Raw genomic sequence first — 21,361 nt, forward strand, 5'->3', positions numbered from 1 at the left:
CGAGGCACGCGACGATAGAACTCAGATGAAAAACAGGGAAATTGGGGTGAAGAAGCGACATCCAACTGCTGGACAGGATGCCTATGACCGGGTGTCGAAACAGCTCAATCTGGCGGTTCGCCTTCTCGGCTTCTGGATCGCTCTTGTCAGCCTGTTCTTTCTCTTTCAGGCGCTCGATTATCGCGGGTTGATCGCGCGACTGGCCGAATGGCAGTTTCTTCATTTCGATCGTTACTGGCCCACCCTGACCTTCGTCGCGGTGACCGCATTGTTCTCTGCGCCGCTGATCGCTGCCGTGTGGCTGCTGCGTACCCGCCAGCGCCGCACCGAATCCTTCGGCCCTGCCCGGCAGGACGATCTGCGCATCGTGAAGGGCCGCCTTGCCCGCCTCCAGGGCTTTTTTGCAGGCGTTTGCGTTGGCAGTCTGCTTGCGGCGGTCATTGTGCTGATCCTGCGGCTGCAATTGCCATCCGATGAGGGAACCCCGCGCAGCATCGTCGTTGGGTCGCCCGATGCGATCGCGCCGGTGGAAGGCCGCGCCGTCATTACCGGCAGCATCGATCTGCGCGAGACGGCGCAGTTCAATGAGGATCTGCTGCTGGTCAAGCGCTCGCTCTATTTCGCGCCGGTTCGCTCCGGGCCGGACGATCGCTCGCCGCTGCGCTACTTCGTCGAGGTGCGGCGCAACGATGTGCCGGAAGGCTATCATCCCATCACCTTCCCCAAGGATGAGGATCTGGTGCGCGTCTGGCGGTTCCGCCTCTCGCACCTCGTCTTCACGCCCTATCTCGACGGCGTTCTGCGGCGCGAGGCCCTGCCGGGCGAGATCGTCAACCTGTATCGCCACGCCGGCTATGACGTCGAGGATGATAATTTCGTGCTGTTTAGCGGCCTCGACAAGCTGACCTGGCGCTACAACGTCCTTGCCGCCGAATTCGGGATTTCGGCGCTCATCTCCGGCCTTGCCGCGTTCATCTTTGGCCGCCGGCGGCGCCGGGTGAAGCAGCGGATGGAGGACGAAATCGAGGCCTCCCGTACGGCACAGGCACCCGCCTGACCGCCCTTTCTTAATGCCGCGCTAACTCAATCTCGAAACCGCTTCTTGGGTGAGTCGGGGTGATAATGCGGCATGATCGGCATCCATCTCGAATTCGGTAGCATCATGGCGGCAATGGCATCCATTGCCGTCGCGCTGAGCAACCCGTTCACGGATCACCAGAACATCCAGAAGGAAGCCGCCGCAAACATCGCCGTGCCGGAGGCCGCAGTTCTGGATGCCTCGGCCATCCAACTGCCTGCCAACACCGTGCAGCGCCATGCCGACGGCCTCTTCTATGTCGAGGCGAAGGCCAATGGCCATTCGATCCGCTTCGTGGTGGATACCGGCGCGACGGTCGTCGTGCTCAATCGCGCCGACGCGGCCAAGCTCGGCCTGACTTATGAGAGCCTGCCCGGTCGCGCGCAGATGCGCACCGTCAACGGATCGTCCGCGATGCGCTGGGCGAGGATCGAGCGGATGGAAATGGCCGGCAAGCGCATCGAGCAGATCAGCGCCGCCGTGGTCGATGGCGCCCTGCCGGTTTCGCTGATGGGCCAGAATGCGCTCCAGCAACTCGGCACCGTCACCCTGAGCGGCGACACCTTGACGATCCACTGAACCGGGCTTCCCAGCCAGACCGATCCCGCCGCGCAATCGGCAAAGAAAAGGCCAGTCCCCCCGGACTGGCCTTTTCAGCGGGAAACGCGTGTAAAGCCGGCCATCAGCTGGCGGCGAAGGTAACCTTCACCGGATTGCGGCGGCGCATCATCGTGCCGGCCAGACCGAAGCCCGCGATCATCAGCGCCCAGGTCGACGGTTCGGGAACCGAACCGAACACCGGCGGCACAAAATCGGGCAAGGGAATGGGAATGCCAGGGATGAACCCGCCGCCACCGCCCGTACCACCTGTCGGCGGCGTGAAGGAGGCCATGGAGGGCTCCAGCGTCGGCTGCGTCACGATCAGCGGGCTGTTGAGGTTCGATACGAAATCGGCAGCTTCCGGCTCGGCGAAGAAGGCGGTCGGCGCGACCGGCGACTTGTTCGGCGTCGCGGTCGGCTTCTGTGCGAAGGGGCTGCTGCCCTGGTTGCGCGAACGGCCAGGACCGCAATCGGCGCGATTGACCAGCTGGGTCAGGTCACCCTTTGAATTGACGAATTCGGGCGCGCAGCCATCGCGAAGATAGCCCATGATCGCGGAGCGCAGCGACGTCTCTTCCGGCGCGGGCACGGCGACGAACGCGGAGGCGAATTCAGGGATGGTGAACATCCGGCGCTCATTGTGCGGCGCGGCTGCGATCAAGGCGCTGGCCACCACGGCCAGACCGATCAAAGCCCGGTGCCGTTCAATTTCACGGCGCGCCCAACGGAGCGAGTCTGTCGATAAGCTTTCCATGAACCCGTGCTAAACCTGCCGTGGAAAGAATTAAAGCGCTTTAACCTTCTTTTCCCACGTCTTAACCACCTTTGCGCAGATGGCCGACAGACGTTGCCAAAGGGTCACAAATTAGGCGTCCACCGCCCTCCCCGGCTCCCTCGCCGTGGCCAGAATTGGAAACGGCTTGCTTTTCACCGCCGCCCCGCCTATCGGGCCTTCGCTCATCGGGCCCGTCCCGGTGCACCGTCCGAGACAGCTGGTGATGGGATCTGCCCATCTTAATGCCCAGCCGAGACGGGGAAAAGTTCTTGCCGGACGGCGCTCCGCTTCGATGCGCAGCTCAATCCGGGTCTGTCCGCACTCTCGTGCCGGACCAGTCAACCCTTCCCCTCGGACTGCTTCGCCGCTTGCGGCCCCTCTCGGGTCGTGCGCGGCACATGTGTGAACGCGGCCGGGCCTTCCGGGCCTTGCCGCAGAGGAGAATGGCATGGATCGCAATGAAAAGACCGAGGTCGTTTCCGCGCTTCACGAATCTCTGAAGGAAATGGGCGTGGTCGTCGTGACCCGCAATCTGGGCCTTAGCGTGGCCCAGTCGACCCAGCTCCGTCAGAAGATGCGCGATGCGGGTGCGACCTACAAGGTAACGAAGAACCGCCTTGCCAAGATCGCCATCAAGGACACCGATTATGCCAGCATCGAAGAGATGCTGGTTGGACCGGTGGGCCTGGCGACGTCTTCCGATCCGGTTGCGGCTGCAAAGGTCGCGATCGATTTCGCCAAGACGAACGACAAGCTGGAGATCGTCGGCGGCGCCATGGGCACTACGCTCCTGGACGCCAATGGCATCAAGGCGCTGGCTTCGATGCCGTCGCTCGACCAGATGCGCGCAACGCTGATCGGCCTCATTCAGGCCCCGGCGACCAAGCTCGCAGTCGTCACCAAGGAACCGGCCGCGCAGCTCGCGCGCGTCTTCAACGCTTATGCCACCAAGGACGCTGCCTGATCTTCAGGCCGCCTCCCCGGCAGACAGTTGCAATCAATTGACTTGGGCCAGACCCGGCCCCGCTAGAAAATGGAGTGAATTACATGGCTGATATCAACTCGCTCGTCGACCAGCTCTCCGCGCTGACCGTTCTCGAAGCTGCTGAGCTGTCGAAGGCTCTCGAAGAGAAGTGGGGCGTTTCCGCTGCTGCCGCAGTCGCGGTTGCTGCGCCCGCCGGCGGCGCCGGTGGCGATGCCCCCGCTGCTGAAGAGAAGACCGAGTTCGACGTGATCCTCGTCAACGACGGTGGCAAGAAGATCAACGTCATCAAGGAAGTCCGCGCCATCACCGGTCTCGGCCTGACGGAAGCCAAGGCGCTCGTCGAAGGCGCGCCGAAGGCTGTGAAGGAAGGCGTGAACAAGGCGGAATCCGAAGAGCTGAAGAAGAAGCTCGAGGAAGCCGGCGCGACCGTCGAGATCAAGTAAGCTTGATGGGAGGGGAGCGGCCCGACCGTTCCCGCCCGACCAAAAGAAGCGCGTCCGGAGAGATCCGGGCGCGCTTCTTTTTTGCGTTTGAGGGATCGTTGCGTGGATCAGGCGTGATCAATGCGCGCCCGGAGGCCGATCAACGGCGTGTGGCAGCCTCGGCCTTCATCGCCTCGATGGCTTCGCGCAGCGTCGGGTAGCGTGCTCTGTCAGCTTCCTCTCGGGCAGCGGAGCGCTCGGCCCGTCCATAGTCGGTCAGGGCCAGCGGCCCCTGCCGCCCGCGCATGCCCAGCCGCCAGAAGAGCAGACTGGCGAGCAGCACCAAGCCGGCAATGAAGCCGATCTGCTGCCACGGCGCGGAAAGATATTGCGCCAGACCGAGGCCCTCGGCTTTGCCCTGCGTGCGCTGCAAGGTCGGCCCAGCCGGCCCGGCGCCCATCGGCACTGCTGACAGCGCGATCGGCACGGGTGGCCCATCCGCACTATTCATGGCAGGCGCCCCGGCCACGCTCTCATTGGCCGCCGCGACATCCTGTGCCAGAGCCACCGCCTTTGAACCAGAGTCCAGCAACTCGGGCCGCGCCTTGCGCACATCCTCATAGGAGCGCGCCAAGGGATCGCGGCTCTCCGGACGATAGGCTGGCAATTCGCTCACCGGCCGCGCGAGGCGGTCGCGCGACTCCGGCCGCGCGGAGGGTTGGGCCAGACGGTCCCGGCTCTCGGGCCGCACCTCATTGGCGATCAGCATCGGCGCCCGCACCTGATTATCCTGCCCGAAGGCGGGCGGGAGCAGCAGGCTGGTGAGCTTCTGGAGATCGAGAAGGCTGGAGCTGGCCCGGGCAAACGCAGTTTCCGCTTGCCCTGCCGCCGGACTCACGGCGAGAAGGCAGGCGAGCGACGCCATCCCTGGAAAGACAACAGGCAATCTCATTATGACCCCACCGACCCATTTCGGGACAGACTGCGATCAGCATATCGTCGCGCCAATGTAAAGCGTGAGGGTCAAAAGGCGCCCTGTGCCGCCCGATCCTTGCGCCGACACGTGCGGCCTGCGCCAGCCGATTATCGAAGGGACCCATCCTCATGGCCGAGACATCTTCTCTCACCACGACGAACAATGACGACCTCAAAGCGCTGGTGCGGACCGTCCCGGACTATCCGATTCCCGGCATCCAGTTTCGCGACGTTTCGACCCTGTTGTTGGATGGCGAAGGCTTCCGGGCGACGATTGACCGGATCGCGGCAATGGTCGATCCGGCCCAGGTCGACCTCATCGCCGGCATCGAGGCGCGCGGGTTCATCGTTGCAGCCGGGCTCTCCTACAAGCTCGGCAAGGGCAAGCTGATGCTGCGCAAGTCCGGCAAGCTGCCCGGCGCGACGGTCGGCATCGATTATGCGCTCGAATATGGCACCGACCGGATCGAAATGCATCAGGGCGCCGTGCGGCCGGGGCAACGGGTGCTGCTGGTGGACGACCTGCTGGCGACCGGCGGGACCGCGCTCGCCGGCGCCGCCTTGCTGCGGGGCGAAGGTGCCATTGTCGATCAGGCGGCGTTCGTGATCGACCTGCCAGAGTTGGGCGGCGCGGAACGCCTCAGGGACGTGGGCATCACGCCCCTCTCCCTCATCACCTTTGAAGGGCATTGAGACGCATGCGCATCCTGATGCTCGCCGCCCTGCCCGAAGAGGCCGATGCCTTCCTGCCGGATGCGGGGGACAGGCTGGACGGCGACTGGCCGCTGGTGCGCCGCGTCGACACCGGGCGCCATCTGGTGCACATCGCGACGACCGGGATCGGCAAGGTCAACATCGCCGCCGCCGCCGCGCGGCTGCACGCGCTCCACGCAGCGGATATGCTGATGATCCTCGGGACGGCCGGCAAGCTGAGCGCCCTCGCCGGCGATTGCTTCTGGCTCGCCCGCGCCGTCCAGCATGATTATGGCGCGCGTCGCCCGGATGCCTTCGTGCACTATCCCGCTGGCGCCTGGCCGATGGGGCCTGCAAATGTCACGCCTTATGCGGCCATGCCCGATCCCGGGAGCGCCCTGCCCCATGCTTGCATCGCCAGCGGTGACGCATTCATCGAGGATGGCGCCTATGCCGCCCATCTCGTGGCTGCGCTGGATGCCGACATCGTCGACATGGAAACCGGCGCGCTCGCCCAATATGCCGCCCTGTGCGGCCTCCCCTGGGGCGGCATCAAGGCGACGACGGACGACGCCAATCCCGACAGCGCGGGGGATTTCCACGCCAACTTCCGCGCCGCTTCCCGCCGGGCGGCGCTTGCCATGGAACGGGCGCTTGACCTGCTTTGACCTCGCCGGACAACACGCTAGATTACGCCGACTGCATCGCCCCAACACAGAGAGACATGATGGCTCATTTTGCTGCTTCCCCCCTCCTCCTCACCGCCACCGGCTTCTGCCTGGCCTTGCAGGGCTGCGGCGCCAAGGCCCCGGCGGGGCCGATGCCCACGCCCGAGCCGTTCGCTGAAGCGATCCTCTATGATGGCCAGGGCAACCGCACCGGTGTCGCGACGCTGGTGCCGGAAGACGGCCATATGCGCGGCAGCGTCGAGGTGACACGCGGGCTGACGCCGGGCGCGCACGGGATGCACATTCACGCCATCGGCAAATGCACCCTGCCCGATTTCGTATCGGCCGGCGGTCATCTCAACCCCGAAAGCAAGCAGCACGGCACCGAGAACCCGCAAGGCCCCCATGCCGGCGACCTGCCGATGGTCACGGCTGACGCACGCGGCGCGGCCAAGGTGACGTTCATGGCGCACACCAACATGGCAACCCTACTGGACGACGATGGCGCGGCGCTGGTGATCCACGCAGACGCCGACGATATGCGCACCGATCCCACCGGTAACAGCGGCGGCCGGGTGATGTGCGGCGTGTTCTACCGCAAGGAATCCTGATCGCAGATCTGGGTTCGTCTCCGACCGGCGCCGCAAAGGCATTGCAGCGGGCCGTAAGCCCCTTGCAATGCCGCGCGATGGCCTTATATCGCTGGTCATTCGGATTGGTCGGGTATCTGCCCGCCAGTCGCCTTCCGCTACCCGGGCAAGCATGACGCGTTGCGCACGACATGCATCACATATGGGGTGACGGCGAGGTTCATATGACGCTCAAGTGCGGATCGGACAGCCCCGGCCCGCACTTTTTTGCGTGCTCGCAGCCCTCGAATCGAGGTGCGCAGACGCAGCAAAAGGCTGAATTTTCGCTGCAATGCGAAAAATATTATCGGGACCACAACACGCAGGAAGGTCAGGTATCTCTGGCATGGCAACCAAGGCTCTCCCCATCAAGCCCGGCGAAAGCGCCACCAAGCGCATCCGCAAGGTGTTCGGCAACATCCACGAGGTCGTGGAAATGCCGAACCTCATCGAGGTTCAGCGCGAAAGCTATGAGCAGTTCCTGCGGTCCAATCCCGCAATCGGCTATGTGTCCGGCCTTGAGAAGACGCTGCGCAGCGTCTTCCCGATCCGTGACTTTGCCGGCACGGCCGAGCTGGACTTCGTCCACTATGAGCTGGAAGATCCCAAGTACGACACCGAGGAATGCCGTCAGCGCGGCATCACCTACGCCGCGCCGATGCGCGTCACCCTCCGCCTGATTGTCTTCGAAGTCGATCAGGACACCGAGACCCGCTCGGTTCTCGATATCAAGGAGCAGGATGTCTACATGGGCGACATGCCGCTCATGACCGGCAACGGCACCTTCATCGTCAATGGTACAGAGCGCGTCATCGTGTCCCAGATGCACCGCTCGCCGGGCGTCCTGTTCGACCATGACCGTGGCAAGACCCACTCCTCCGGCAAGTATCTCTTCGCCGCTCGCGTGATCCCGTATCGCGGTTCCTGGCTGGACTTCGAGTTCGACGCCAAGGATATCGTGAACGTGCGTATCGACCGCAAGCGCAAGCTGCCGGTCACTGCCCTGCTCTTCGCGCTTGGCCTGAACAGCGAGGAAATCCTCGGCGAGTTCTACAACAAGGTCACCTATGTGCGTGGCGAGAATGGCTGGCAGATTCCCTATACGGCGGACGCCTGGCGCGGCCTCAAGCCCACCTTCGACATCATCGACGCCAAGACCGGCGAAGTGGTGTTCGCAGCCGGGCAGAAGATTAGCCCGCGTGCGGCGCTCAAGGCCGCGAAGGACGGCTTGGAAGCGCTCGTGATTCCGACCGAAGAAGTCTATGGTCGCTACAGCGCCTATGACCTCATCAACGAGAGCACCGGCGAGATCTACATCGAAGCCGGCGACGAGGTCTCGCCCGAGAACCTCGCCAAGCTGGATGCGGCCGGTATCGACCGCCTCGAACTGCTCGACATCGACCATGTGAACACGGGTCCGTGGATCCGCAACACGCTCAAGGTCGACAAGGCCGAGGACCGCGACCACGCGCTTTCGGACATCTACCGCGTCATGCGCCCCGGCGAGCCGCCGACGCGCGAGACCGCCGAAGCCCTGTTCGAAGGCCTGTTCTTCGACGGCGAGCGCTATGACCTCTCGGCCGTGGGCCGCGTGAAGCTGAACATGCGCCTTGGCCTCGACGCCGAGGACACCATCACGACGCTGCGCCGCGAGGACATCCTCGCCGTGGTCAAGGAGCTGGTGAACCTCAAGGACGGCAAGGGCGAGATCGACGACATCGACAATCTCGGCAACCGCCGCGTGCGTTCGGTGGGCGAGTTGCTGGAGAACCAGTATCGCGTCGGCCTGCTCCGCATGGAGCGCGCCGTGAAGGAGCGCATGTCCAGCGTCGACGTCTCGACGGTGATGCCGAACGACCTCATCAACGCCAAGCCCGCCGTGGCCGCAGTGCGCGAGTTCTTCGGCTCCTCGCAGCTCTCGCAGTTCATGGACCAGACCAACCCGCTCTCCGAAATCACGCACAAGCGCCGCGTTTCGGCCTTGGGCCCGGGTGGTCTCACCCGTGAGCGCGCCGGCTTCGAGGTCCGCGACGTTCACCCGACCCATTATGGCCGCATCTGCCCGATTGAGACGCCGGAAGGCCCGAACATCGGTCTGATCAACTCGCTGGCAAGCTTCTCGCGCGTCAACAAGTATGGCTTCATCGAGACGCCTTACCGCAAGGTCATCGATAACAAGGTGACGGACGAGGTCGTGTACCTCTCCGCCATGGAAGAGGCCAAGCACACGATCGCGCAGGCCAACGCCGAAGTAAACCCGGACGGCACCTTCGCCGAGGATCTCATCTCCGCCCGTGAGGCCGGCGAGTTCCTGATGGCGCCGCGCGACCACATCACGCTGATGGACGTCAGCCCCAAGCAGCTCGTTTCGGTTGCCGCATCGCTCATTCCTTTCCTGGAAAACGATGACGCCAACCGCGCGCTCATGGGATCGAACATGCAGCGTCAGGCCGTGCCGCTCGTTCAGGCCGAGGCGCCGTTCGTCGGCACCGGCATGGAAGAGACGGTTGCGCGCGACTCCGGCGCCGCTATCGCGGCCAAGCGCTCGGGCATCGTCGATCAGGTGGACGCCACCCGCATCGTGATCCGCGCCACCGAAGAGATCGAGGCCGGCAAGTCGGGCGTCGACATCTACACGCTGATGAAGTTCCAGCGCTCCAACCAGGATACTTGCATCAACCAGCGTCCGCTGGTGAAGGTGGGCGAGCATGTGAAGGCCGGCGACGTGATCGCCGACGGTCCCTCGACCGAGCTGGGCGAACTGGCCTTGGGCCGCAACAGCCTCGTCGCGTTCATGCCCTGGAACGGCTACAACTACGAGGACTCCATCCTGATCTCCGAGCGGATCGTGAAGGACGACGTCTTCACCTCGATCCACATCGAGGAGTTCGAGGTGATGGCCCGCGACACCAAGCTCGGGCCGGAAGACATCACCCGCGACATCCCGAACGTCGGCGAGGAAGCCCTGCGCAACCTCGACGAGGCAGGCATTGTCTACATCGGCGCCGAGGTGGAGCCGGGCGATATTCTCGTCGGCAAGATCACGCCCAAGGGTGAAAGCCCGATGACGCCGGAAGAGAAGCTCCTCCGCGCCATCTTCGGTGAGAAGGCCAGCGACGTGCGCGACACCTCGCTGCGTCTTCCACCGGGCGTTGCCGGCACGATCGTCGAGGTCCGCGTGTTCAACCGCCACGGCATCGACAAGGACGAGCGCGCCATGGCCATCGAGCGGGAGGAAATCGACCGTCTCGCCAAGGACCGCGAAGACGAACGCGCCATTCTCAATCGCGCCACCTTCAACCGCCTGCGGGAAATGCTGATCGGCCAGACGGCCACGGCAGCGCCCAAGGGCGTCAAGAAGGGCATCGAGATCAACGAGGAGCTGCTCACCGAGGTCGAGCGTCACGAATGGTGGAAGTTCGCGGTTGCGGACGATGCCCGCCAGACGCAGCTCGAAGCGGTCAAGACGCAGTATGACGAGGCCGTGAAGGTCATCGTCGAGAAGTTCGAGGACCGCGTCGAGAAGCTGCAGCGCGGCGACGAGCTGCCCCCGGGCGTGCTCAAGATGGTCAAAGTCTTCGTCGCGGTGAAGCGCAAGCTGCAACCGGGCGATAAGATGGCCGGCCGTCACGGCAACAAGGGCGTCATCTCGCGCATCCTGCCGGTTGAGGACATGCCGTTCCTGGAGGATGGCACCCCGGTCGACATCGTGCTCAACCCGCTGGGCGTGCCGTCGCGCATGAACGTCGGGCAGATCTTCGAGACGCACCTTGGTTGGGCCGCCCGTGGCCTTGGCCAGCAGATCAAGCATGCCCTGCGCGACTGGCGCGAGGCCAACCCGAACGCAACCGGCGGTGAAATGCCGGAAGCGGTGAAGGAGCGTCTGCTGACCGTCTATGGCGAGGATTATGCGGACGAGATCAAGTCCCGCTCGGCTGAGCAGGTCATCGAGCTCGCTTCCAACCTCGTGACCGGCGTTCCGATCGCGACACCGGTGTTCGACGGTGCGCGTGAAGCCGACGTTTCCGCTATGCTGCAGCTGGCAGGGCTCGATACGTCGGGCCAGTCCACGCTCTATGACGGCCGGACCGGTGACGCGTTCGACCGCAAGGTGACGGTGGGCATCATCTACATGCTCAAGCTGCACCACCTTGTGGACGACAAGATCCACGCCCGTTCCATCGGCCCCTACAGCCTCGTCACCCAGCAGCCGCTGGGCGGTAAGGCCCAGTTCGGTGGTCAGCGCTTCGGTGAGATGGAGGTCTGGGCACTGCAGGCTTATGGTGCAGCTTACACGCTGCAGGAAATGCTCACGGTCAAGTCCGACGACGTGGTCGGCCGTACCAAGGTCTATGAGGCGATCGTCAAGGGTGACGACACCTTCGAGGCCGGCATTCCGGAAAGCTTCAACGTGCTCGTGAAGGAAATGCGCTCGCTCGGCCTCAATGTGGAGCTGGCGGCGCTGGAAGACCTCTCCGACAGCGATGGCGACGACGAACTGCCCGAGGCGGCGGAATAATGGGAAAAGGGGCGCTGCTCGCGCGGCGCCCCTCCCCTTCGCCCCTTTACGAACTTCAGCCCTCTGCAGGGAATTGAGACATGAACGAACTGACCACCTTCGCCAATCCGATGGCCAAGCCGGAAACCTTCGACCAGATCCAGATCGGCATTGCGTCGCCCGAGCGCATCCGCAGCTGGTCCTTCGGCGAGATCAAGAAGCCGGAGACGATCAACTATCGCACGTTCAAGCCCGAGCGTGACGGCCTGTTCTGCGCCCGCATCTTCGGCCCGATCAAGGACTATGAGTGCCTGTGCGGCAAGTACAAGCGCATGAAGTACAAGGGCATCGTCTGCGAAAAGTGCGGCGTGGAAGTGACCGTTTCCAAGGTCCGCCGCGAGCGCATGGGCCATATCGAGCTGGCCGCGCCGGTTGCCCACATCTGGTTCCTAAAGTCGCTGCCTTCGCGCATCGGCCTGCTGCTCGACATGCAGCTCAAGCAGCTTGAGCGCGTCCTCTACTTCGAGAGCTACATCGTCATCGAGCCGGGCCTCACCCCGCTGGAGAAGTATCAGCTTCTCAACGAGGACGAGCTGGTCGAGGCGCAGGACGAATATGGCGAAGACGCCTTCTCCGCCGGTATCGGCGCCGAGGCGGTCAAGCAGATGCTCATGGACCTCGATCTCGAGGGCGAGCAGAAGGCGCTGATGGAAGAGCTGGCGACGACCAAGTCGGAGCTGAAGCCCAAGAAGATCATCAAGCGCCTCAAGGTTGTGGAAAGCTTCATCGATTCCGGCAACCGCCCGGAATGGATGATCCTCGACGTGGTGCCGGTCATTCCGCCCGAACTGCGCCCGCTAGTGCCGCTGGACGGCGGCCGCTTCGCGACCTCGGACCTCAACGATCTCTATCGTCGCGTCATCAACCGCAACAACCGCTTGAAGCGCCTGATGGAGCTGCGCGCGCCGGACATCATCGTCCGCAACGAAAAGCGCATGCTGCAGGAAGCCGTTGACGCGCTGTTCGACAACGGCCGTCGCGGCCGTGTCATCACCGGTGCCAACAAGCGTCCGCTCAAGTCGCTCTCCGACATGCTCAAGGGCAAGCAGGGCCGCTTCCGTCAGAACCTGCTCGGCAAGCGCGTCGACTATTCCGGCCGTTCGGTCATCGTGACCGGTCCGGAGCTCAAGCTGCACCAGTGCGGCCTGCCCAAGAAGATGGCGCTCGAGCTGTTCAAGCCGTTCATCTACGCCCGCCTCGACGCCAAGGGTCTCTCCATGACCCTCAAGCAGGCGAAGAAGTGGGTCGAGAAGGAGCGCAAGGAAGTCTGGGACATCCTCGATGAGGTGATCCGCGAGCACCCTGTGCTGCTGAACCGCGCCCCGACGCTCCACCGCCTCGGCATTCAGGCGTTCGAGCCCGTGCTGATCGAGGGCAAGGCCATCCAGCTTCACCCGCTGGTCTGCGCCGCGTTCAACGCCGACTTCGACGGTGACCAGATGGCCGTTCACGTTCCGCTGAGCCTTGAGGCCCAGCTGGAAGCGCGCGTGCTGATGATGTCCACCAACAACATTCTCTCGCCCGCCAACGGCAAGCCGATCATCGTGCCCTCGCAGGACATGGTGCTGGGTATCTATTATCTGTCGATGGAGCTGGCCGGCGAGCCGGGCGAAGGCATGATCCTCGCCGACATGCAGGAGGTCCACCAGGCCCTCTTCGCCAAGGCGGTGACGCTGCACAGCAAGATCATCAGCCGCGTGCCGCAGACGGACGAGAATGGCGAGACCTACATGCGCCGCGTGGAAACCACGCCGGGTCGTATGCTGATCGGCGAGTGCCTGCCCAAGAGCCACAAGGTGCCGTTCGACGCCGTCAACCGCCTGCTCACCAAGAAGGACGTGGGCGACGTGATCGACGAGGTCTATCGTCACACCGGCCAGAAGGACACGGTGCTGTTTGCCGACGCCATCATGGCGCTGGGCTTCCGCCACGCGTTCCAGGCCGGCATCTCGTTCGGCAAGGACGACATGATCATTCCGGACAGCAAGGTGGCTCTGGTCGATGAGACCAAGGCGCTGGTTGCCGACTATGAGCAGCAGTATCAGGACGGCCTGATCACCCAGCAGGAAAAGTACAACAAGGTGATCGACGCCTGGTCGGGCTGCGGTGACCGCGTGGCCAACGCCATGATGGACGAGATTCGCTCGATGCCGCAGGACCCCGATACGGGCCGCCTGAAGCCGATCAACTCGATCTACATGATGAGCCACTCGGGTGCCCGTGGTTCCCCGGCGCAGATGAAGCAGCTGGCCGGTATGCGCGGCCTGATGGCCAAGCCGTCGGGCGAGATCATCGAGACGCCGATCATCTCGAACTTCAAGGAAGGCCTGACCGTTCTTGAATATTTCAACTCGACGCACGGCGCCCGTAAGGGTCTGGCCGACACGGCGCTCAAGACGGCGAACTCGGGTTACTTGACCCGCCGTCTGGTCGACGTGAGCCAGGACTGCACCATCGTCGAGGTGGATTGCGGCACGCAGAAGGCGCTGGAGATGAAGGCCATCATCCAGGGCGGCAGCGTGATCGCATCGCTCGGCGAGCGCGTGCTCGGTCGCACCACGGCCGAGGACATTGTGGACAGCAAGGATGGCTCGGTCATCGTCCCCGAGGGCGAGCTGCTGGACGAGGCGATGGTCGCGAAGATCGAGGCCATCGGCGTTCAGGCGGTCAAGATCCGTTCGCCGCTGATCTGCGAATCTAAGATGGGCGTGTGCGCCAAGTGCTACGGGCGTGATCTCGCCCGCGGTACGCCCGTGAACATCGGTGAGGCTGTCGGCGTGATCGCCGCCCAGTCGATCGGTGAGCCGGGCACGCAGTTGACGATGCGGACCTTCCACATCGGCGGTGCCGCCCAGCTCAACGAGCAGTCCAACCTCGAGGCCGTCTCCGACGGTTCGATCGAGCTGCGCGACATGCCGACCATCACGGACAAGCATGGCCGTAACCTGTCGCTGGCCCGCAATGGCGAACTGGCGATCATCGACGATGAAGGCCGCGAGCGCGCGGTCCATCGCCTGCCTTATGGTGCCGCCATCCTGTTCAAGCATGGCGCCAAGGTGAAGCAGGGCGACCGCATCGCCGAGTGGGATCCGTTCACGCAGCCGGTGATCACCGAGAAGCCGGGTATCGTGAAGTATCAGGACCTGATCGACGGCAAGACGCTGACCGAACAGGCGGACGAGGCCACCGGCATCACGCAGCGCGTGGTGACCGAATATCGTGCCCCGTCCCGCTCCAAGGACGATCTGCGTCCGCGCCTGACCCTGCTGGACGATGCCTCCGGCGAAGCAGCGCGTTACCTTCTGGCGCCGGGCGCGACGCTCTCGGTCGAGGATGGTGCGCAGGTGCAGGCTGGTGACGTGCTGGCCCGTGTCTCCCGCGAGGCTGCCAAGACCCGCGACATCACGGGCGGTCTGCCGCGCGTGGCGGAGCTGTTCGAGGCGCGCAAGCCCAAGGACAATGCGATCATCGCACGGGTCTCGGGCCGCGTTCAGTTCCTCAAGGACTATAAGGCCAAGCGCAAGATCGCGATCCTCCCCGAGGATGGCGGCGAGCCGGTCGAGTATCTGATCCCCAAGAGCAAGGTGATCGACGTTCAGGAAGGCGACTACGTGAAGCGTGGCGACAACCTGATCGGCGGTTCGCCCGATCCCCACGACATTCTCGAAGTGCTCGGCATCGAGCCGCTTTCGGAATATATGGTCGCGGAGATCCAGGAGGTCTATCGACTGCAGGGCGTGAAGATCAACGACAAGCACATCGAGGTGATCGTTCGCCAGATGCTGCAGAAGGTCGAGATCACCGACGGCGGCGACACCACGCTGCTGGCAGGCGAGCAGGTCGATCGCGAGGAAATGGACGAAGTGAACGCCCGCCTCGCGCCCGGCCAGCAGCCGGCGTTCGGCAAGCCCGTGCTCCTCGGCATCACCAAGGCGTCGCTGCAGACCCGCAGCTTCATTTCGGCTGCCTCCTTCCAGGAAACGACCCGCGTCCTCACCGAGGCGGCCGTTCAGGGCAAGAAGGACACGCTGATCGGCCTCAAGGAGAATGTGATCGTCGGGCGTCTGATCCCGGCCGGCACCGGCTCCTCGATGAACCGGATGCGGATCGCCGCGAACAGCCGCGATGCTGCGCTCCGCGCCGCCATGCGGGCCGCCAACGAGGTTCACCTCGTAGCCCCGCAGACCGCCGCCGAAGAGCATGAGGCCGAGCTGCGCCAGCCCGTGGAAGCCGCCATCGGCGACGATCCGCTCGGCAAGGTGCAGGGTGAGGACTTCACCACCGAGGACATGAACTAAGCATCAGGTCCTTTTCGGAAGAAAATAGAGAGGCCCGCCGGAGCGATCCGGCGGGCCTTTTGCTTGGATGTCAGGCGCGATATCCTGTGGCATCGACTCCCCTGGCCGCAGGACATATGATGCTGAAACTGAGGTTCTGCCGCCTTGCCCTGACTTTGGGCGCCCTCGCCCTCTCTGCCAGTGGCGCGCTGGGACAGACCAATCCCTATCAGGAGGATGCCCGTGCACTTCCGGGCATCATCGCGGAAACCTATGCCTATCCCGAGCGCCTTGCAGGCGGCGAATATCGCCTGCCCTCCCGGCTCCAGGCGGAAGCCGAGGCGGTGCGCGATGAGGATGGCCTCATCCGGCTTGCAGAACGCGCCCTCATGGTTCTCGCCGACCATCATGCAATCACGGGGGCCTCCTTCTCCAACAGCTGGGCGGTTTTCCCAAGCTATGGCGACCTGTGGATCGAGCGGCGCGGCGCTGGCTATCGTATTGAGCAGGTCCGGGCCGGCAGCCCGGCGGAACAGGCCGGTGTGCAAGCCGGCGACGAGCTGATCGCCATTGCCGGGACGCCTGTACAGGCAGCGGTCGACGCGTTCTGGACTGACCTCGGCATCGCGCCGGGCGAAGGCGATGCCGGCTATGCCGCGCGCGTACTCGCGGCGGGCCGTCGCGACCGGCCGCGACAGCTGACCGTGAAGGCCGGCGGCAGGTCACCGCGCACGGTCGAACTGCCCAATCTGTACGCCCTCAATCATCCGGATAGGCCGCCGCTTTCGGTCGCGGAGGACGCCCGCGGCGCGGCGATCATCCGTTTCCACGATTCCCTCGGTCGCGATGACACGATCCCAGCCTTCGATGCGGCCATGGCAGCGCTGACGCAGGGCAAGCCGATCATCCTCGACCTGACGGACACAGCCAGCGGCGGCAATACGACGGTCGCGCGGGCGATCATGGGCTGGTTCGTCACCCAGCCCACCGCCTATCAAATTCACAACCTGCCCGTCGAACAGCGCGAGACAGGCATTGCGCGGCAGTGGATCGAGCAGGTGCTGCCACGGGCGGGGAAGCACCATGCCGGCCCCCTCAGTGTGCGGGTGTCACGCTGGACCGGGAGCATGGGCGAAGGCCTGGCGATTGGCCTGCATGCCACAGGCGCGCGCGTGCAAGGCAGCAGGATGGCGGGGCTCCTGGGCGCGATCTACGATCATGCGTTGCCCAAATCCGGCGTGATCATCAAATTGCCGACCGAGCGGCTGTACGCTGTCGATGGGACGCCAAGGGAAGCGTTCCAGCCCGAGCCGGTCCCGATGGATACAGCGCGCTGACGGTCAGCATGATGGGGGCGCGGCCAGGCCTCCGTCGGCGTTCCTGACAAAGAAAAAGGCCCCGAAAACCGGAGCCTTCCTCTGAAACCTTGGGTGGAGCCCGCTCAGTTCTTCTTGAGCGTGAGGCCACCGAAGCGCTTGTTGAACTGGGCAACGCGGCCGCCCTGATCGAGCTGGCGCTGACCGCCGGTCCATGCCGGGTGCGACGTCGGATCGATTTCCAGCGTCATCGTGTCGCCTTCCTTGCCCCAGGTCGAGCGGGTCTGGAAGCTGGTCCCGTCCGTCATCTGCACGGTGATGAGGTGATATTCGGGATGCGTGTCTTTTTTCATGTGTCGGCTCCTGAAATGACCGGTTTCCGACCGGTCCGGGGCGTTAGGGAAGCGCGGCCCTTAGCGGGAAAGGGCCGGCTTGGCAAGGCTCTGCGGGGCTTGTGTCCCGCTCAGTCCTTCGGCGGATCGGCGATCATCGCGACGCAGTTTGTTTCTGCGCACAATTTGCCGTCGATGCTGGCCTTGCCGGAGAATTTGCAGACCGAACCGCGCAGCTGCGTGAACTCGACATGGAGGTCCAGCAGATGCCCCGGCTCGACAGGCGCACGGAACTTAGCGCCCTCGATGGTCATGAAATAAACGAGCTTGCCCGTGCCGGCGAGCCCGAGGGATTCGACGGCGAGGATACCGGCAGCCTGGGCAATCGCCTCGACGATGAGCACGCCCGGCATGATCGGCCGGCCGGGGAAATGCCCCTGGAAGAACTGCTCGTTCATCGACACCGCCTTGACCGCATGGATCGAGGTCTTGGGAACCATCGAGACCACACGGTCGACCAGCAGCAACGGGTAACGATGCGGCAAGGCTGCCAGCACGCCACGGATATCGAGTCCGCCGCTCTGTTCAGCCCCTGTGCTTTCCGCTTCGCTCATCGGTGATTAGCGCCCTTCGCCAGCTGTCGGCGTGCGCGCAGCCGGCGCTGCAGCGGCAGGCTGCTGCTGCTGACCACCGGGCTGCCAACCCTGCGGCGGCGTGATGCTGACGGACGGGACCAGTGCGTTGATTTCCTGCACGAGCAGACGGGTGACGTCCGCCGTGGGCTGGAAGGCTTCTGCGGCTTCCGCCTTCACCAGCAGGTCGATCTTGTTCTTGGTCATCACGTTGCGCATGGCTTCGGGCAGCTTGGCGCCGATCTGCTCGAGCACATAGGCACGGGCGAGCTGGAGCGGCTGCTCGAGACGCTGCAGCTCGGCCTGCGCTTCCTGCGCGCGACGCTGCAACTCGTTATACTGGTTCTGCAGGGTGGTCTGCGTGGCAGCGGGCGGGTTCTGGCCGGCGGCCTGCGCCGCGGTCTGCAGCGCCGTCTGCTTCTGCTGGATCTCGGTCTGCAGCGCGGTGCGACGCGTGTTGATCTGGTCGATATTCGACTTGTAGGTCACCTGCATCTGCTGGCTGGCCGTGGTGGCCGCGCTGGACTGGCCAATCGCCTCGTCGATGTTGACAACGGCAATCGCCTGCTTGACCTGTGCGGAAACCGGCGCGGAAACGCTGAGGGCCGCGACCGATGCCGTTGCGAGCGCAACAGCGGAAAAGATGGAGTTACGCATCAGAATTGTGTCCCTATGTTGAAGGTTACAAGCTTGGTATCATCGCCTTCGACCTTCACCAGGGCCTTGGCGATATCGATCCGGAACGGACCGAAGGGCGAATTCCAGTTCACGCCGAAACCGACCGACACGCGCGGTTTGGGGCTGTCGCCGAGGAAGACTTCTTTGAAGCCGCCGACAGATGTCGCATAAAGCGTTGTGCCAGACGGGCAGTCAGCGCCTTCCGCGACGGAAGAAAGCGTGCTGGCCGTCGTGTCGGTTGCAGGCGTAATGCACTGCCTCAAGCCGTTAGAATCCCGGATAGGAAAATCGATGTTTTGCGGCAGGTCGATCAAGTTCGGACGACGAACCCCGAAGACGGCACCGGCATCAACGAAGACAGATGGACGCAGGCCCATGTCACGCGCGCCGGCACCAAGCGGAATCTCGATCTCAAAGTGCGTGAGATAGTAAGCGCGGCCACCCAGAGCGTCGTCGGACCATTGGTCGCGGTCCTCGCTGAGCCCGATGACATTGTTATTCTCGTCGTACAGGTAAGGCTTGCGCACGATCCGCGGCCCCACGCCGCGAATATCGAAGCCACGCAATTGCGGCTCGCCCAGGAAGAAGCGGTCCACGAGCCGGACGGGGTCGGAATTCGGCCCAGCGCCATCCTCGAACGAATGGATGTAGCCAGCTTCGCCCTTGATCGAGAAGATGAAACCGCCGCCGAGCGGCCAGTATTTATCGGCCGAGAGGCGGTTGCGCAGGTAACGGACGTTACCGCCCAGACCGGCAAAGTCCTGACTGAACGTGATGCTGTGCCCGCGCGTTGGACGGATGCGGTTGTCCCGCATGTCGTAGATTAACGAATAGCCGATCGATGACGTGGTGCGCTTGCCGATGGCATCGCACAGATACTGGCTTGCGCGCAGAGGGTCGCACTGGAAGTTGCCGGCCTGCTCACGGTCGGAATAATAGTTCGCCTTGTCCAGCGTCACGTCCTCGAATGAGAGGCCGTAGCGCAGCGCCAGCGAGAGATATTCGGTAATCGGCAAACCGGCGCGCAGCTGGAAGCCGGTGCGCACTTGGCTGTAGAGGGTGTTACGCTCATTGCCTGTGGCGTAATTGAACGAGTTCGTATCCTGCCGGAAGATATCGCCGCCGATCGCGATGTTCTTGTCCAGGAAGTAAGGCTCGGTGAAGCCGACGTTCACGGACTTCGAGTAGCTCGAATAATTGACCGAGGTTCGCAGTTCCTGGCCCATGCCGCGGAAGTTGCGCTGCGTGACCGACGCCGAGAGGATGAAGCGCTCAAGGCTGGAGAAACCAGCGGAAAGCTGAAGCTCGCCGGTCGCCTTTTCCTCGACATTGGTTTCCAGCACGATGCGGTCGGGCGCGGAACCAGGCTTCTGGTCAATCTCCAGACGCTCCTGGAAGAAGCCCAGCGAGTTGATCCGATCCTGCGAGCGGCGGACCTGGAAGGTGTTGAACGCGTCGCCCTCATGCAGACGGAACTCGCGGCGGACCACCTTGTCCTGCGTCAGCGTGTTGCCGTTGATATCGATCCGCTCGACATAGACGCGCGGCGCGTTGGCGATACGGAAGGTGATGCCCATGGTGAGGTCTTCGCGGCTGCGATTGAACTCGGGCTGCACGTCAGCGAAAGCGTAGCCGAACAGACCGGCCGTCTGGTTGAGCTGCTCGACCGTGTCTTCCACGGCCTTGGCGTTGTACCAGTCGCCCTTCTTCATCCGCAGCGAGCGGGACAGTCCCTCGGAGCTGAGATCGCGAATATCGCTCTGCACGGTCACGTCGCCGAACTTGTAGCGGTCGCCTTCCTCCACCACATAGGTGATGATGAAGTCCTGCTTGTTCGAGGTCAGCTCGGCCACCGCCGACACGACGCGGAAATCGGCATAGCCCTGCGTCAGGTAAAACTGACGGACCTTCTGCTGGTCATAGGCCAGGCGATCGGGATCGTAGGTGGTGCCGGACGAGAAGACGCGGAACCAGCGCGACTGCTTGGTCGCCATCTCGCTGCGCAGCTGCCCATCGGAGAATTTGTCGTTGCCGATGATGTTGATCTGGCGGACCTTGGATTTTGGCCCTTCCGTGATTTCGTAGACGATGTCGACGCGGTTCTGGTCCAGCTGGACCAGCTTGGGATCGACAACCGCTGCAAACCGGCCCTGGCGACGATACAGCTCGATGATCCGGGCGACGTCCGCACGCACCTTGGAGCGCGTGTAGATCTGCCGCGGCGCCATGCGGATTTCGGGGAGGATCTTGTCGTCCTTGAGGCGCTTGTTGCCCTCCAGCACGATGCGGTTGATGACCGGGTTCTCGGTCACCTGGATGGTGAGCGCGCCCTGATTGTCGCGGATCTGCACATCCGAGAACAACTCGCTGGCGTAAAGCTCGCGCAGCGCCTCGTCGAGCGTCTCGCGGGTGTATTTGTTGCCGATCCGCAGCTTGGTATAGGAGAGGACCGTGTCCCCCTCGAGGCGCTGGGCACCTTCCACCGTGATGGCGGAGATGGTGCGCTCTTCGGCCGTCACCGGCTGAACCGCAGGCGCGGAGGGCAGCGCGGGGGCCGGCTGCGCGGCGGCGCTTCCGGTGGCCTGTGCCATCGCCGGCACGGACCCGAAGCCCGCCAGGATGGTGCCACACAGGAGCAACGGCGCGAGGCGGCCCTGTGTCGATGAAATGCGTGCTGCTTCGCTCAAACTCAGATTCCTCGACATGTCCTGAATGCACTTCATCCGGGGAAGCCGCATCCGCG

At 63.9% G+C, this 21,361-nt stretch carries 16 protein-coding genes; 10 read left to right on the forward strand and 6 right to left on the reverse strand.

Going from position 1 to position 21,361, the window contains the following annotated elements; genetic code table 11:
• Nucleotides 1-46: 46 nt before the first annotated feature.
• Nucleotides 47-1,057, forward strand: a complete 1,011-nt coding sequence (locus tag M2334_RS09605; protein ID WP_264578740.1) for a hypothetical protein — start codon at nt 47-49, stop codon at nt 1,055-1,057.
• 72 nt (nt 1,058-1,129) lie between these two features.
• On the forward strand, nt 1,130-1,657 hold the full coding sequence (locus M2334_RS09610; protein WP_264605297.1) for a TIGR02281 family clan AA aspartic protease: 528 nt from the start codon (nt 1,130-1,132) through the stop codon (nt 1,655-1,657).
• Between the two features lie 103 nt (nt 1,658-1,760).
• Here the strand turns inward: M2334_RS09610 and M2334_RS09615 are convergent, their stop codons facing one another.
• Nucleotides 1,761-2,351: a PEPxxWA-CTERM sorting domain-containing protein gene (locus tag M2334_RS09615; RefSeq protein WP_264605298.1), complete on the reverse strand. Its 591-nt coding sequence runs from the start codon at nt 2,349-2,351 to the stop codon at nt 1,761-1,763.
• 550 nt (nt 2,352-2,901) lie between these two features.
• Here M2334_RS09615 and rplJ point away from each other — a divergent pair.
• Complete coding sequence (gene rplJ, locus M2334_RS09620) at nt 2,902-3,417, forward strand: 50S ribosomal protein L10 (RefSeq protein ID WP_181559473.1); 516 nt, start codon at nt 2,902-2,904, stop codon at nt 3,415-3,417.
• 83 nt (nt 3,418-3,500) lie between these two features.
• A complete protein-coding gene (gene rplL, locus M2334_RS09625) occupies nt 3,501-3,881 on the forward strand; it encodes a 50S ribosomal protein L7/L12 (protein ID WP_181559472.1) in 381 nt (126 codons plus the stop codon).
• Between the two features lie 139 nt (nt 3,882-4,020).
• Here the strand turns inward: rplL and M2334_RS09630 are convergent, their stop codons facing one another.
• Nucleotides 4,021-4,785, reverse strand: a complete 765-nt coding sequence (locus M2334_RS09630; protein ID WP_264605299.1) for a hypothetical protein — start codon at nt 4,783-4,785, stop codon at nt 4,021-4,023.
• 179 nt (nt 4,786-4,964) lie between these two features.
• Here M2334_RS09630 and M2334_RS09635 point away from each other — a divergent pair, with 179 nt between their 5' ends.
• From M2334_RS09635 to M2334_RS09660, 6 genes are all read left to right on the forward strand, one after another.
• A complete protein-coding gene (locus tag M2334_RS09635) occupies nt 4,965-5,528 on the forward strand; it encodes an adenine phosphoribosyltransferase (protein WP_264605300.1) in 564 nt (187 codons plus the stop codon).
• Between the two features lie 5 nt (nt 5,529-5,533).
• Complete coding sequence (locus M2334_RS09640; RefSeq protein ID WP_264605301.1) at nt 5,534-6,196, forward strand: purine phosphorylase; 663 nt, start codon at nt 5,534-5,536, stop codon at nt 6,194-6,196.
• A 56-nt stretch (nt 6,197-6,252) separates the two neighbouring features.
• The gene (locus M2334_RS09645; RefSeq protein WP_264588595.1) at nt 6,253-6,807 is read left to right on the forward strand and encodes a superoxide dismutase family protein; all 555 of its coding nucleotides are present in this window, start codon (nt 6,253-6,255) and stop codon (nt 6,805-6,807) included.
• A 364-nt stretch (nt 6,808-7,171) separates the two neighbouring features.
• Entirely contained in the window at nt 7,172-11,344 is a 4,173-nt protein-coding gene (rpoB, locus tag M2334_RS09650) for a DNA-directed RNA polymerase subunit beta (protein WP_264605302.1), read from the forward strand.
• An 80-nt stretch (nt 11,345-11,424) separates the two neighbouring features.
• Nucleotides 11,425-15,681 (forward strand): DNA-directed RNA polymerase subunit beta', encoded by a 4,257-nt coding sequence (gene rpoC, locus M2334_RS09655; RefSeq protein WP_181559466.1) that lies wholly within the window; start codon nt 11,425-11,427, stop codon nt 15,679-15,681.
• A 119-nt stretch (nt 15,682-15,800) separates the two neighbouring features.
• Complete coding sequence (locus M2334_RS09660) at nt 15,801-16,997, forward strand: S41 family peptidase (RefSeq protein ID WP_264605303.1); 1,197 nt, start codon at nt 15,801-15,803, stop codon at nt 16,995-16,997.
• A 104-nt stretch (nt 16,998-17,101) separates the two neighbouring features.
• Here M2334_RS09660 and rpmE read toward each other — a convergent pair whose 3' ends face one another.
• The 4 genes from rpmE to bamA all read right to left on the reverse strand — a co-directional run bounded on the left by rpmE (nt 17,102) and on the right by bamA (nt 21,305).
• Nucleotides 17,102-17,329, reverse strand: a complete 228-nt coding sequence (rpmE, locus tag M2334_RS09665) for a 50S ribosomal protein L31 (RefSeq protein ID WP_181559464.1) — start codon at nt 17,327-17,329, stop codon at nt 17,102-17,104.
• Nucleotides 17,330-17,439: 110 nt separating this feature from the next.
• Complete coding sequence (gene fabZ, locus M2334_RS09670) at nt 17,440-17,922, reverse strand: 3-hydroxyacyl-ACP dehydratase FabZ (protein ID WP_264575947.1); 483 nt, start codon at nt 17,920-17,922, stop codon at nt 17,440-17,442.
• Nucleotides 17,923-17,928: 6 nt separating this feature from the next.
• Complete coding sequence (locus M2334_RS09675) at nt 17,929-18,597, reverse strand: OmpH family outer membrane protein (RefSeq protein ID WP_264575948.1); 669 nt, start codon at nt 18,595-18,597, stop codon at nt 17,929-17,931.
• Nucleotides 18,597-21,305 carry an outer membrane protein assembly factor BamA gene (gene bamA, locus M2334_RS09680; RefSeq protein ID WP_264605304.1) on the reverse strand — a complete coding sequence of 903 codons (2,709 nt, stop codon included), beginning with the start codon at nt 21,303-21,305 and terminating at the stop codon, nt 18,597-18,599. The genes M2334_RS09675 and bamA overlap by 1 nt, the downstream gene beginning before the upstream one ends.
• Between the last annotated feature and the right edge of the window lie 56 nt (nt 21,306-21,361).

Origin of the sequence: Sphingobium sp. B11D3D (assembly GCF_025961755.1) — a bacterium.
Lineage (GTDB): Bacteria > Pseudomonadota > Alphaproteobacteria > Sphingomonadales > Sphingomonadaceae > Sphingobium.